This is a genomic window from Cypionkella psychrotolerans, from assembly GCF_001294535.1.
Taxonomy (GTDB): Bacteria; Pseudomonadota; Alphaproteobacteria; order Rhodobacterales; family Rhodobacteraceae; genus Cypionkella; species Cypionkella psychrotolerans.
Genome location: NZ_LGIC01000088.1, coordinates 95,829 through 109,215, shown reverse-complemented (window position 1 = coordinate 109,215; position 13,387 = coordinate 95,829). Strand labels below are relative to the sequence as shown.

General features: G+C 59.0%; 11 protein-coding genes. 6 read left to right on the top strand and 5 right to left on the bottom strand.

Features of this window, described 5'->3' with window-relative positions; translation table 11 throughout:
• Positions 1-54: 54 nt before the first annotated feature.
• Positions 55-969, bottom strand: a complete 915-nt coding sequence (locus AKV04_RS23065; protein WP_082351813.1) for a helix-turn-helix domain-containing protein — start codon at positions 967-969, stop codon at positions 55-57.
• 193 nt (positions 970-1,162) lie between these two features.
• Here AKV04_RS23065 and AKV04_RS23060 point away from each other — a divergent pair, with 193 nt between their 5' ends.
• From AKV04_RS23060 to melA (AKV04_RS23035), 6 genes are all read left to right on the top strand, one after another.
• Positions 1,163-3,235, top strand: a complete 2,073-nt coding sequence (locus AKV04_RS23060; protein ID WP_054008757.1) for an ABC transporter substrate-binding protein — start codon at positions 1,163-1,165, stop codon at positions 3,233-3,235.
• A gap of 73 nt (positions 3,236-3,308) precedes the next feature.
• Positions 3,309-4,337 carry an ABC transporter permease gene (locus AKV04_RS23055; protein ID WP_054008756.1) on the top strand — a complete coding sequence of 343 codons (1,029 nt, stop codon included), beginning with the start codon at positions 3,309-3,311 and terminating at the stop codon, positions 4,335-4,337.
• On the top strand, positions 4,334-5,464 hold the full coding sequence (locus AKV04_RS23050; protein WP_082351812.1) for an ABC transporter permease: 1,131 nt from the start codon (positions 4,334-4,336) through the stop codon (positions 5,462-5,464). The genes AKV04_RS23055 and AKV04_RS23050 overlap by 4 nt, the downstream gene beginning before the upstream one ends.
• Positions 5,465-5,473: 9 nt before the next feature.
• Positions 5,474-7,087, top strand: coding sequence for an ABC transporter ATP-binding protein (locus tag AKV04_RS23045; protein WP_054008755.1), 1,614 nt, complete (start codon positions 5,474-5,476; stop codon positions 7,085-7,087).
• A gap of 7 nt (positions 7,088-7,094) precedes the next feature.
• Positions 7,095-8,462, top strand: a complete 1,368-nt coding sequence (melA, locus tag AKV04_RS23040) for an alpha-glucosidase/alpha-galactosidase (protein ID WP_054008819.1) — start codon at positions 7,095-7,097, stop codon at positions 8,460-8,462.
• 1 nt (position 8,463) lies between these two features.
• Positions 8,464-9,957, top strand: coding sequence for an alpha-glucosidase/alpha-galactosidase (melA, locus tag AKV04_RS23035; RefSeq protein WP_054008754.1), 1,494 nt, complete (start codon positions 8,464-8,466; stop codon positions 9,955-9,957).
• A gap of 83 nt (positions 9,958-10,040) precedes the next feature.
• Here melA (AKV04_RS23035) and AKV04_RS23030 read toward each other — a convergent pair whose 3' ends face one another.
• Genes AKV04_RS23030 through AKV04_RS23015 form a run of 4 tightly spaced genes read right to left on the bottom strand, consistent with a single transcriptional unit; the run spans position 10,041 to position 13,312 of the window.
• On the bottom strand, positions 10,041-10,880 hold the full coding sequence (locus tag AKV04_RS23030) for an amidohydrolase family protein (RefSeq protein WP_054008753.1): 840 nt from the start codon (positions 10,878-10,880) through the stop codon (positions 10,041-10,043).
• Positions 10,881-10,931: 51 nt separating this feature from the next.
• Positions 10,932-11,771 carry a fumarylacetoacetate hydrolase family protein gene (locus AKV04_RS23025; RefSeq protein ID WP_054008752.1) on the bottom strand — a complete coding sequence of 280 codons (840 nt, stop codon included), beginning with the start codon at positions 11,769-11,771 and terminating at the stop codon, positions 10,932-10,934.
• 9 nt (positions 11,772-11,780) lie between these two features.
• Positions 11,781-12,515, bottom strand: coding sequence for an SDR family oxidoreductase (locus AKV04_RS23020; RefSeq protein ID WP_054008751.1), 735 nt, complete (start codon positions 12,513-12,515; stop codon positions 11,781-11,783).
• Between the two features lie 35 nt (positions 12,516-12,550).
• Entirely contained in the window at positions 12,551-13,312 is a 762-nt protein-coding gene (locus tag AKV04_RS23015; protein ID WP_054008750.1) for an SDR family oxidoreductase, read from the bottom strand.
• Between the last annotated feature and the right edge of the window lie 75 nt (positions 13,313-13,387).

Sequence of the window (13,387 nt, the reverse complement as noted above, 5' to 3'; positions counted from 1 at the left end):
CATTAAAATTCCGCGCGCAAGGGCGGTGTTTCTGGCAAGCGCAAAAATCGCCCCCTAGCGCAGCTCCATCCGTAAATATTGCTCACGCAGGGCCGCTGGCGACAAACCATAGCCCGCCTTGAACTGTGCGTAAAACTGGCTGATCGAGGAGAACCCCGAAGCTTCCACCACCGTCGCAATCGCAAGCGAGCTTTCCACCAGCAGCGCCCGCGCCCGCATCAGCCGCATGCGGATCACAAACTGCTTCAAGGGCGCGCGCATCACTTGGGTGAACAGTGACAAGGCGTAATTCTCATGCAGGCCAGTCACCGCCGTGATATCGGAATTGCGCAGCGGCTTTTCTAGATTTTCCAGAACATGCCGCACCATCGCGATCACATGTCTTATATGCGCCGAACTTAGCGCGCGATCGCCGGAAGCATCATGTTGCGGCGGCAGCAGGAAGGTCAACTCGCCCAAAGCCGCGCGGCGGAACAGCGCGTTCAGCTCCATCTTCACCACCTCGGCGCGCTCAAAATCCCCCGAGCGGTAATCAGCATACCAGCGCTTCAACTGCTCTGCCGAACAAAGCGATTCAGGCAGTACGATCATACCGCCGCCCAGTAAAGCCACCTGCAATCCGGCGATGTGGTTCATGATCAGAAACGCATCTAACGGCAGGTAAATATTACATAATTTATGGCTATATCCCGGCAGCTTGGTGATCTTGGTCAACTGATGCGGCACCCCCGCCCAGAACACCACCAGACGGTTAGCAGGCAGGGTCAGCACCTGCCCGTCGACCTGATATTCCATCTCAAAATCAGTGGCGAAATTGGCCTCGATATGGCCGTGCCAATGCGGCTGCGTCATCAGAACCGGATCAAAGATGCGGATGCCAAAGCGGCCAAAGGCGCGTTTTGTCGAGTAGAAATGCCGCTCATGGCTGAGCACCGCCATGCCGGATCGTGCCGTAGTTGCGTCCTTCATGGCTTCCCCTCCCGGCTGATCTTAGGAAACCAGAAAACAATCTGCCAATCCGATATTGTTGTAAAGCCCGTTGATGCCGCAGAGTGATGCCACCAACCTCGGGAGGAATCGGCGGTTGGGGCAAGCTTAAAATCAAGAACGCGATCTTAACCAGACAGAAACCCGGCCGCCAAACGCGGCCAAGGGAGGAACGATGATCTATCCACTCCGGCGCGCTGCTTTGGCGGCGCTACTGTTGGGTGTGTCCGCGACCGCGATGCAGGCCGAGATGATGGCCGCGACCGCCCCGCCAGACGCCCCGAAATTCGACGCTCAGGTCGAGCCTGTTTACGTCAATCGCAGCGATATCGCCGAGTTCAAGGCGCTGCCCGCGTATAGCGAGCCGGCTTGGGTCAAGGCCTTTGTCGATGCGGGCAAGCTGCCGCCAGTGGCCGAGCGGCTGCCGAAAGAACCGATGGTTTACAAGACCGCCAACATGCCAGACGGCAACGGCGTTTATGGCGATGTGATGCGCCATGTCATCGGTGGCCGGCCTGAGGGCTGGAACTTTTGGGCGGGGCAAACCTATGGCTGGGGCGGCATTGATATTGCGCTGGTCGAATGCCTGACCCGCACCGGGCCGCTGTTTGAGGTCAATGCCGCCGATCTGCAACCGATGCCGAATCTTGCGAAATCATGGGAATGGGCCGAGGATGGCAAATCGCTGACCGTGCATCTGATTGAAGGTGCAAAATGGTCAGACGGCGACCCGTTCGACACCGAAGACATTGATTTCTATTGGAATGATGTGGTGATGGACCCGGAAGTCACCCCACTGATGGGGGCGTCGCAGGAAACCTATGGCGTCGGCACCACGCTGGACATTATCGACGCCTACACCTTCAAGATGAACTTCACCACGCCCTTCCCCGAAGCCGTGCTTTACGCGATGGCCTATGGCAACTTCTGCCCCGGACCGAGCCATGTGCTGAAGCCGCAGCATCCGAAATATGGCGGTAAAAGCTATGCCGCGTTCCATGACGCCTTCCCCGCCGATATGATGAACTTCCCGGTGATGGGGGCTTGGGTTGTGGTAGAGCATCGCCCGGATGACATCATCGTCACCCGCCGCAACCCCTATTATTGGAAGGTTGACGAATCTGGCCAGCAGCTGCCCTATCTGGATGAGGTGCAGTATCGGCTCTCGACATGGGGCGACCGCGATGTGCAGGCTGTGGCGGGCACTGGCGATTTTTCCAACCTTGAACAGCCGGAAAACTTCGTCGAAAGCCTGAAGAAAGCCGCCGATCCCTCCAGCCCGGCGCGTCTGGCGTTTGGTCCGCGCTCGATTGGCTATCAGCTGTTCTTCAACCTGTCGGCGAATGGTTGGGGTGAACCCGATGCCCGCGCCCAAGCCGTGCGCGAGTTGAACCGCAACCTCGATTTCCGCAAAACCGTCACCTATGCTGTGGATCGCCAGCGCATCGGCGACAGTCTGGTGAAAGGTCCGTTTACCGCGCTTTATGCGGGTGGTTTGCTGACATCGACCTCCTACTACGACCCGGCGTCCACCGTGTTTTACCCGTTCTCGCTGGACAGCGCTAAAGAAGCGTTAAAGGCGGCTGGGCTGGAAGACACCGACGGCAATGGCGTGGTGAACCTGCCCGGCGGCGAGGATCTGAACGTCACCCTGCTGGTCAATGCCGATTACGCCACTGACAAGAACGTCGCCGAAGGCGTGGTGGCGATGATGGCGGATGTGGGTGTCAAGGTGACGCTGAACAGCCTTGCGGGCAAAGACTATGACAACGCCCGCGAAGGTGGCAAGCACGACTGGTATATCCGCCGCAACGACCAAGAGTTTGTCTCGGTTGTGCAAGGCATTAGCCGTCTTGCCCCAACGGGCCCGGCCACTGCCACATGGCACTATGCCAATGCCAAAGGCGAGCTGGATCTGCTGCCCTATGAGCAGAAACTGGTCGACGACATCACCGCGTTCAACAGCACGCAAGACGCTGCCACCCGTGCCGATGCGATGAAGGATTATCAGAAAACCTTCACCGAAAACGTCAATGCGGTGGGCCTGACCGCCTATCCGGGGGCGCTGATCATCAACAAGCGTTTCGCCAATATCCCGCTGGGCGCGCCGATCTTCATGTACAACTGGGCGGAAGACAACATCATCCGCGAGCGCGTTTTCGTGCCCGCAGACAAGCAAATCGGTGCCGAGCTGCATCCGGGCGAGTTGGCCGGAAAACTTGGCGAAGGCACCATTAAGGCCGAGTAATCGCGCCATAACTCCCCGGTGGGCGGGCACGCCTGCCCACCGGACCCGCCCCTTATCGCGTCAGGCAAGCCCCATGCTGCGTTTCCTTGTGACCCGCATTTTGCAATCCATTCCCGTGCTGATGGTGATGAGCATCATCACCTTCGCCATCATCCAAGCCCCTCCGGGCGACTACGGCGATTTCATCCGCGGCAATATGATCGTGCAGGGCGGTGCCACCCCCGAGGCCGCCACCGCCGCCGCCAATGCTTACCGCGCCGCCAATGGGCTGAACGATCCGATGGTGCTGCAATATGGCCGCTGGATCTGGGGTATCGTGGCGCACGGTGATTTCGGCATGTCCTACGCCTATAACAAACCCGTGCTGGATGTGGTGATGCAGCGCCTGCCCGCAACCATCGCCATCGCCTTGACCTGCCATATCTTGGCCTCGCTGCTGGGGATTTCCTTCGGCATCCTCGCCGCCGTTAAGCAATATACATGGGTCGACACCGTGCTGTCGTTCATCTCTTTCCTTGGCATGACCATTCCGCGTTTTCTGCTGGCGCTGATCATCCTCTATGTGCTGGCCTACAAACTGAACGTGCAGGAAATCGGCAGCTTTTATTCGTCAAAATTCGGTGGGCAACCCTATTGGCTGGGCTGGTTTGACTTCAACTGGGCCAAGCTGTGGAACCTGATCCAGCACATTTGGCCAGTGATCCTTGTCGCCACCATCGGCGGGCTGGCCTATAACATGCGGGTTATGCGGGCAAATCTGCTCGACACCCTGAACGCGCAATATGTCGAAACCGCCCGCGCCAAGGGGCTTGGCGAAGGCGCTGTGATCCTGCGCCATGCGGTGCCAAACGCTTTGCACCCGCTGATCGCCTATCAAGGCGTCGTGCTGCCCTACATGCTGACCGGAGAAATCGAGGTCGCCATCGTCTTCGGCCTCGCCACCATCGGCCCGGCCATTGTCGGCTCAATGGCGATCGGTGATGTCTATGTCACCGCCACCCTCTTGCTGGTCTTAGGTGCCACCCTGATCATCGGCAATATCATCGCCGACCTGCTGCTGGTGGCCCTTGATCCCCGTATTCGTGTCGGAGCAGATACATGAGCACCCCGCATATCCACGCAGGCGAAGCCGCTGACGACCGGCTTTCCACCGCGCCCTCGACCTCGCAAAGCTACCCTGCCCTCGTCTGGCGCCGCTTTCGCAAATCCATACCCGGCATGGTCGGCTTCACTTTGGTCTGCGCCCTGCTGATCATCGCCATCTTCGCCAATTTCTTCGCGCCGATGAACCCCAACGCCAACACCGCCTCGTTTGCCCCGCCGGATCAGATTTCCTTCTTCACCAAAGACAGCTTCACGCTTTGGCCCGTCGCCTACGCGATCACCGAAAGCGCCGAGCTTGATCCCGTCACCTACCAGCCCCTCATGGGCCCCGACATGGAAAACCCTCGCCCGCTGGCCCTGTTCGCCAAAGGCTGGGACTACAAATTCCTCGGCCTGATCCCGACCAACCGCCACTTTATCGGCGTGTCCGACGGCAGCTCGCTGCATATCCTCGGCACCGACAAATTGGGGCGCGATATCCTGTCACGCGGCATCGTCGGCAGCCGGATCAGCCTGATGATCTCGCTGGTCTCGATCACCCTGATCACCGTGATTGGCACCTTGGCGGGCATCACCTCGGGCTACCTTGGCGGCAGATTTGACATGTGGTTTCAACGCTTTGTCGAGATTATCCTCGCCTTCCCGCAACTGCCGCTCTACCTCGCTTTAACCACCCTGATCCCAGTCACCGCGCCCTCGTACATCTTCCTCAGCTTCGTGATTCTGGTGATCGTCGGCCTCGGCTGGGCGCAACTTTCCCGCGAAGTCAGGGGCAAAACCATGTCGATGGCCCGCGTCGATTACGTCCGCGCCGCTATGGCGGTGGGGGCCTCTGATCGCCGCATCATCACGCGGCATATTCTGCCCAATGTGATGAGCCACGTCATCGTCGCCGTCACCCTTGGCATCCCAACCATCATTCTGCTCGAGTCTTTCCTCGGCTTCCTCGGCTTCGCTGTCAAACCGCCGCTGATCTCTTGGGGCCTGATGCTGCAAGACGCGGGCACCTTTTCGGTGATCGGTTCCTACCCGTGGATACTGTCGCCCGTCGGCTTCGTGCTGCTTGCCGTCTTCGCCTTCAACGCGCTGGGTGACGGTTTGCGCGACGCCATTGACCCGTATTGAGGCCTGAACATGAGCACAGAAATCGCCATTGAGGCCCGCAATATCGGCGTCAGCTTCAAAGTGGACGGCGGCCAGATTGAGGCCGTCAAGGATGTGTCATTCACCCTGCACAAAGGCCAAACCATTGCTTTGGTCGGGGAATCCGGCTCGGGTAAATCCGTCACTGCGCGCGCCATTATGAAACTGCTGTCAAAGCGGGCGCGGGTTTCCGAGAAAACCGAGATCAACTACGGCGGAAAAAACATGGCCCGCCTGTCGGATCGCGAAATGCGGGGCTTGCGTGGCAACCGCCTGACGATGATCTTTCAAGAGCCAATGTCGTCGCTGAACCCGGTCTACACCATCGGCGCGCAACTGGCCGAAGTGCTGTGCATCCACCAAAAGATCAGCAAAGCCAATGCATTAAAACGCGCGGTGGAACTGCTGGCCGAAGTGCAAATCCCCGACCCGGAAGCGCGTGTGCGGCAATACCCGCACCAACTCTCCGGCGGTCAACGCCAACGGGTGATGATCGCAATGGCCTTGGCCAACAACCCCGATGTGCTGATCGCGGATGAGCCGACCACGGCGCTGGATGTGACAGTGCAAGCCGAAATCCTTAACCTGATAAAAGCTTTGCAGCAGAAAAACGGCATGGCGGTGATCCTGATCACCCACGATCTGACCGTCGTGCGCCAGTTTGCTGACCATGTCTATGTCATGCAACACGGCTTGGTGCGTGAAGAAGGCCCGACCGAATCCGTGTTTACCAACCCGCAGCACCCCTACACCAAACGGCTGTTGTCCTCGGAACCCAAAGGCACCGCCAACGCGCTGCAAGGCAGCCCCGAAACCGTGCTGGCAGGCCGCAATATCCGCGTCACCTACACCCTGCGCAAGGGCGGCGCGTTCCGCGGCAGCCTTTATGATCTGCGAGCCGTCGATGGGCTTTCGCTGAACCTGAAACGTGGTGAAACCCTTGGTTTGGTGGGTGAATCCGGGTCCGGCAAGACCACGTTCGGCCAAGCCCTGCTGCGGTTGAACAAGCTGAGCGGCGGCGAGGTCGATTTCCTCGGCAACCGCATCGACAGCTTGGATCGCGCAGGAATGAAACCCTACCGCCAGCGCATGCAGATCGTGTTCCAAGACCCGTTCAGCAGCCTCAATCCCCGTATGTCGGTGCGCCAGTTGATCGAAGAAGGCCTGATCGTCAACGGCATCGGCAAAACCCGCGCCGAACGCATTGAGCGCGTCAAAACCGCCCTGCGCGATGCGGGCCTGCCCGACACCATCCTGTCACGCTTCCCGCACGAGTTTTCTGGCGGCCAACGTCAACGCCTCGCCATCGCCCGCGCCATCGCTTTGGAGCCGGAATTCATTCTGCTGGATGAGCCGACCTCTGCCTTGGACCTCTCTGTTCAAGCGCAAATCATTGAGCTCTTACGCAAACTTCAGCGCGACCGGGGCTTGTCCTACCTGTTCATCAGCCACGATCTCAAGGTCGTGCGCGCCCTGTGTCACCGCGTTATTGTCATGCAAAACGGCCAGATCGTTGAACAAGGCCCGGTCGCTGACGTGCTGGAAAACCCGCAAACCGCCTACACCCGCCGCCTTGTCCGCGCGGCTTTTGAAATCGCAACCTGAGGAAATCATGGCTAATCCCGTCATCACCTTCATCGGCGCAGGCTCCGCCGTATTCACCAAGAACATCGCAGGCGACATCCTGCAACGCGCTGCCCTTTCCGGTGCCGAAGTCCGCCTAATGGACATCAACCCGCAACGCTTAGAAGAATCCGAAATCATCGTCGGCAAACTGGCGCAAGCGCTTGGCGGCAAAGCCACAATCAAAACCTACACCAACCAGCGCCGCGCTTTGGAAGGTGCCGATTTCGTGGTCTGCTGCTTTCAGGTCGGCGGCTACGAGCCTTGCACCGTCACCGATTTTGAAATCCCGAAAGCCTATGGTCTGCGCCAGACCATCGCCGACACGCTGGGCATCGGCGGCATCATGCGCGGATTGCGCACTGTTCCCGTGCTCTGGGACATCTGCGAAGACCTGCTCGCCATAGCACCCAACGCGATCCTGCTGCAATACGTCAACCCAATGGCGATCAACACTTGGGCGATTGCCGCGAAATATCCGACAATCCGGCAAGTCGGCCTCTGCCATTCCGTGCAAGGCACCGCGTTTGAACTCGCCCGCGATCTCGACATTCCGGTCGAAGAAATCCGCTACCGCGCCGGAGGCATCAACCATATGGCCTTCTATCTGAACTTTGAACATCGCCAGCCCGATGGCAGCTATGTCGATCTTTATCCCGCCCTGCAAAAGGGTTACCGTGAGGGTCGCTTCCCGAAGCCCAGCCACTGGAACCCCCGCTGCCCCAACAAAGTGCGCTATGAAATGCTCACACGGCTGGGCTATTTCGTCACCGAATCCTCGGAACATTTCGCCGAATACACTCCGTGGTTCATCAAACGCGACCGCCCCGATCTGATCGAGAAATTCGGCATCCCGTTGGATGAATACCCCAAGCGTTGTGTTGAACAGATCGCGCGCTGGAAGAAAGAAGCCGCCACACTGAAATCTGCCAATACGGTGGAGCTGAAGGAATCCCACGAATACGCCAGCCAGATCGTCAATTCGGTGATCACAGGTGAGCCTTCTGTGATCTACGGCAACATCGCCAACAAGGGTTTCATCCCGCAACTCCCCGAAGGCTGCGCTGTTGAAGTGCCGACGCTGGTCGACAGCAACGGCTTGCAACCCACTGTTGTCAAAGACATTCCACCGCAACTGATCGGCCTGATGCGCACCAATATCAACGTACAGGAGCTCACCGTCGCGGCCTTGCTCAATGAGAACCCCGAACACATCTACCACGCCGCCATGCTTGATCCCCACACCGGGGCCGAGCTTGATCTCGACCAAATCTGGAACCTGACCCATGACCTGCTCGCCGCCCACGACGATTGGCTGCCGCAATGGGCGCGGGTTTCGGCGCGGAAGGCAGGCTAAGATGACCTTCAAAATCGCCATCATCGGAGCCGGATCGGTCGGCTTCACCAAAAAACTCTGCTCGGACATCCTGAAAGTGCCGGAATTCGCGGGGATTGAGATCGCGCTGACCGATATCAACGCGCATAATCTTGAAATGGTACAGCAAATCATCTCGCGCATCGTGAAGGTGAACAACCTGCCGGCCCGCGTCACCGCCACGACTGACCGGCGCGAAGCGCTGAAAGACGCGCGCTATATTATGAACGTGGTGCGCATCGGCGGGCTTGAGGCCTTTGCCGACGATATCCGCATCCCGCTGAAATACGGCGTTGATCAATGCGTCGGCGACACGATCTGCGCGGGCGGGCTGATGTATGCGCAGCGCGGCATTATGGCGGTGCTAGAGTTTTGCAAGGATATCAAAGAGGTATCTGAGTCCGGCGCACTTTTGCTCAACTACGCCAACCCGATGGCGATGATGACTTGGGCCGTGATTGATCATGGCGGCGTCAACACGGTCGGCCTCTGTCACGGCGTCCAAAACGGCCACCGCCAGATCGCCGCCGCTTTGCGGGTGCCGATGGACGAGGTTGATGTGATCTGTTCCGGCATTAACCATCAAACCTGGTATCTCGACATTCGCCATCAGGGCCGCAAAGTCAGCCAAACCGAACTGCTTGCAGCGTTTGAACGCCATCCGACTTTTTCAAAACAGGAAAAAGTCCGCATCGACGTGCTGAAACGTTTTGGCTTCTATTCGACCGAAAGCAACGGCCATCTGTCGGAATACCTGCCGTGGTATCGCAAGCGCCCTGAGGAAATCCAGAATTGGATCAGCATGGATGATTGGATTCACGGCGAAACCGGCGGTTATCTGCGCTACACCACCGAGAATCGCAACTGGTTTGAAACCGATTTCCCGGTGTTTCTGGAGGAAGCGGGCAAGCCGCTCTCCGACTACCAGCGCACCGATGAACATGCCTCGCATATCCTTGAGGCCTTGGAAACAGGGCGCACTTATCGCGGCCATTTCAATGTGAAAAATGGTGGCATTATCAAAAACTTGCCCACAGATTGCATCATCGAAAGCCCCGGTTTTGTCGACCGTTTCGGCATCAATATGATCGAGGGTGTCACCCTGCCCGACGCCTGTGCGGCCACCTGCAACGTCTCGGTGTCGGTGCAGCGGATGGGCATGAAAGCCGCGATTTCGGGTGACGTTGACCTTTTGAAGCAGGCCGTTCTGCACGATCCACTGGTCGGAGCGATCTGCACGCCGGAGGAGGTCTGGCAGATGGTCGATGAGTTGCTCGTCGCCCAAGCGCAATGGCTGCCGCAATACGCACATGCGATCCCCGACGCGATTGAGCGGCTGAAAACCCCGAAAGTGAAGACCCGCGACTGGGCCGGTGCCGCGCGGTTAGAGGTGCGCTCGGTGGAAGAATTGCGCGCGGCTGGCACGAAGAAAAAGGCCGCTGAGGGCCACAGTTTGGGCACCAAGGTGATGGGCTAAGCCTAAAATCTATCTAAAACTGTCATCCTCTGCGCGCAAATATCCCACGGGGGGAGCGCAGCGAGGGGGGCGTTAAGCCCCCCTTAGCCCGCCAGCCCATAAACGCGCCGCGCGTTCTGATGGCCAATCATCTTCTGCTCATCCGCTGACAAATCGCTCAGCATCGCCCGGCTCATGTCAATCCAATCCGGCAGCCCTATGGCCAAATTCACCACTGGCCAATCGCCACCCCAGATCATCCGCGCCGGGCCAAACACCTCTAGCATCGCATCGGTATAGCGCTGCAATAACGGCACGGAGGCCGTGCCGGGCGTACAATTCACGGTAATGCCAGAGAATTTCAACCAAATATGTGGCAGTGCCGCCATCAGCTTTAACCCCGACAACCAAGCGTCAAAGCCATCGCCCGCCACATCCGGGTTGCCGCAATGATCTAGCACCAACAGCTGATCCGGGCAGGCCCGCGCCAAAGCCTCAGCAATACCAAGTTGGCGCGCATGAAACACCATATCGTATGTATAACCAGCCGCCCCGATCTTACGGATATTGCGGCGAAAACCGTCACTTTGGCTTATCGCATCATCGACCACATGCAGCAAGCGCCGGAACCCCACCACCGAAAGCCCGCGACACTCCTCCAGCCAATCGTCAAAGCCTGCGTCACTCTCGGGCCGACAAGAGGCGATCTGCCCCAGCATGCCGCCCGAGCCTATCAGCTCCGCGATCAGCCGTGCCTCGGCCTGATAGTCGCCGTCATCGACCCCGGTTTCCATGAAAACCGTGCCGATCACGCCCTTGCCCGCCACCAGCCGCGCGTAATCCTCGGGCGCAAAATCACCCTGCAAGGCTGGCACGCCTGTCGTCCAAGCATAGCCCAACTTATCGCGCAAAATCAGATGCTGATGGGTGTCAATCAGATCCATCTTAGCCCTCCCCAAAGGCAAAAGGCCCGGCGTTGCCACCGGGCCTTGAATTCAATCCGCGATCACGTCTTGCCGCTGCTGGCCCAAGCCTTCGATGGCAAGTTCCACCACGTCCCCGGCCTTCAGGTATTTCGGCGGCTTCATCCCCAAGCCCACACCCGGAGGCGTTCCGGTCGAGATCACATCGCCCGGATGCAAGGTCATAAATTGGCTGAGGTAACTGACCAGATATTTCACCCCGTACACCATGGTCTTGGTGGAGCCGTTCTGCATCTTGGTGCCATTGACCGTCAGCCACATCGCCAAATTCTGCGGATCGGCGACCTCATCCCGCGTCACCAAATACGGACCGATCTGGCCGAAATTATCGCAGGATTTACCCTTGGTCCATTGCCCCGAACGCTCAGTCTGGAAAGCCCGCTCCGACACGTCATTGGTCACCGCATAGCCCGCGACGTAATCCATCGCCTCAGCTTCGCTGACGTATTTGGCCTTCTTGCCGATAATCACCGCCAGCTCAACCTCCCAGTCGGTCTTTTCCGAGGTGCGGGGAATGATAATCGGATCGTTCGGGCCACAAATCGCACTGGTGGCCTTCATAAAAATGATCGGCTCGGGCGGCACCGTAGCACCCGTTTCGGCGGCATGATCCGAATAGTTCAGCCCGATGCAGATGAACTTGCCAGTGCCCGCCACGCAAGGCCCCAGCCGCGCGCCCTGCACAATCGGCAGCCGCGCCGGGTCCGCCGCACGGACTTTCGCGATGCCAGCATCCGACAAAACGTCGCCGCCAATGTCCGACACAATCGCCGACAGATCGCGCACCGTACCATCGCTGTGCAAAATACCGGGTTTTTCGGCCCCTGCGGGCCCATGACGAAGCAGTTTCATGATTAATCCTTATGCGTTGGCCCAACCGCCGTCGATCACATGCGCGACGCCGGTGGTGTAGGTGGATTCGTCGGAAGCGAGATAGGTCACCAAAGCCGCGATTTCTTCGGCTTTGCCAATCCGGCCAATCGGTTGGCGGGCGATAAAGGCGGCGCGGGCGGCCTCATAATCACCGGTATCGCGCAGGCGCTGCTCCAGCGAGGGGCTTTCCACCGTGCCGGGGCAGATCGCGTTGCAGCGGATGCCCTTGCCGATGAAATCCACCGCGATGGATTTGGTGAGGCCGATTACCCCGGCCTTGGTCGCGCCATAGACAAAGCGGTTCGGCGCTGCGATCACCGAAGAGGCCACCGAGGCCATGTTGATGATCGACCCGCCGCCGTTCTCAATCATTCCTGGTAAAAATGCCTTACACATCCGGTACATAGCCGTCATGTTCAGATCAAGGCTGAACGCCCACTGCTCCTCATCACAGTCCAGAATAGACCCCGCCGCGACAAAGCCCGCGCAGTTGAACAGCACGTCAAACGGCCCCAACGCTGCCGCTGCCGCAATCGCAGCCGGATCGCGCACGTTCAAAACCCGCGTCTCAATGCCCTCTGCCGCCAATTCCGCCAACGCCTTTTCATTCACATCGGTGGCCAGAACCTTTGCCCCCTCGCGCGCCAGCATCAGCGCTGAGGCGCGCCCGATGCCCTGCCCCGCCGCCGTGATCAGCGCGCGTTTACCCTGAAGTCGTCCCATGTAACCCTCCGCTTTTGCCGCGCACCATGCCGTCATCAGGCGGTCAGGTCCATCAAATTGGTAAAGATTTCTTGCCGCACGTCGAGCAAAACCTCCTCGACGTCCCGCGCCTGCGGTCCGCACATCCAAGCCATCACGCTTGCCGGAACCGCAGGGCGCACCAGTTTGTCTTGTGGGATCTTGCTGATCGGATTGAAGCCCGCGTCGCGGATCGCGCCCTGCATCGCCGTATCGGTCGGCGGGATACCGACGAAAAACGTTTTCACATCCGGTGCCAGCTCCATCGCCATCATCTGCGTCAGCATCCGCATCCCGGCTTTGGTGGCGCAATACACGGTCCAACCCTCCATCGGCGTGGTCGCCGCTCCAGTCCCCGCATTCACGATCACGCCTTTTGAGGCCCGCAGCAGTGGCAGCGCCGCAATCGCCATCCGGTGCACCCCGATCACATTGACCGCAAAGGCCGGAGCCAGCGCATCCGACGCCAGTTCCGCCAGCGGCCCGATCGGCGTTATCATGCCGGCGTTGTTCACCAGCACATCCAACCGCCCCGATTCGGCGGCAATCCGCGCCATCGCCGCATCCACATCTGCCTGTTTGGTCACATCCAGCACCAGCACGGTGGCCGCCTCTGGCAGGTCTTCCGAGCTTTCGCCCGAGAACACTCCAGCGAACACCCTTGCCCCGTTGGCCACCAGAATCCTTACCAATTCCGCGCCAATCCCCTTCCCCGCCCCGGTCACTAAAACGGTGCGGCCACTCAGATCTGGCACGGGAACGGGAGCTAGGTTGAACATTTTTCTTGACCTCAGATTGCTAAGCGTTGTTAATTGGCCTTACCAATTATCGAAGTATCGCGATATGGCGACCAA

What these genes read in the sequence shown, in the direction of transcription:
- AKV04_RS23065 (WP_082351813.1), bottom strand. Translation starts at nt 969, where the DNA reads ATGAAGGACGCAACTACGGCACGATCCGGCATGGCGGTGCTCAGCCAT.
- AKV04_RS23060 (WP_054008757.1), top strand. Translation starts at nt 1,163, where the DNA reads ATGATCTATCCACTCCGGCGCGCTGCTTTGGCGGCGCTACTGTTGGGT.
- AKV04_RS23055 (WP_054008756.1), top strand. Translation starts at nt 3,309, where the DNA reads ATGCTGCGTTTCCTTGTGACCCGCATTTTGCAATCCATTCCCGTGCTG.
- AKV04_RS23050 (WP_082351812.1), top strand. Translation starts at nt 4,334, where the DNA reads ATGAGCACCCCGCATATCCACGCAGGCGAAGCCGCTGACGACCGGCTT.
- AKV04_RS23045 (WP_054008755.1), top strand. Translation starts at nt 5,474, where the DNA reads ATGAGCACAGAAATCGCCATTGAGGCCCGCAATATCGGCGTCAGCTTC.
- melA (WP_054008819.1), top strand. Translation starts at nt 7,095, where the DNA reads ATGGCTAATCCCGTCATCACCTTCATCGGCGCAGGCTCCGCCGTATTC.
- melA (WP_054008754.1), top strand. Translation starts at nt 8,464, where the DNA reads ATGACCTTCAAAATCGCCATCATCGGAGCCGGATCGGTCGGCTTCACC.
- AKV04_RS23030 (WP_054008753.1), bottom strand. Translation starts at nt 10,880, where the DNA reads ATGGATCTGATTGACACCCATCAGCATCTGATTTTGCGCGATAAGTTG.
- AKV04_RS23025 (WP_054008752.1), bottom strand. Translation starts at nt 11,771, where the DNA reads ATGAAACTGCTTCGTCATGGGCCCGCAGGGGCCGAAAAACCCGGTATT.
- AKV04_RS23020 (WP_054008751.1), bottom strand. Translation starts at nt 12,515, where the DNA reads ATGGGACGACTTCAGGGTAAACGCGCGCTGATCACGGCGGCGGGGCAG.
- AKV04_RS23015 (WP_054008750.1), bottom strand. Translation starts at nt 13,312, where the DNA reads ATGTTCAACCTAGCTCCCGTTCCCGTGCCAGATCTGAGTGGCCGCACC.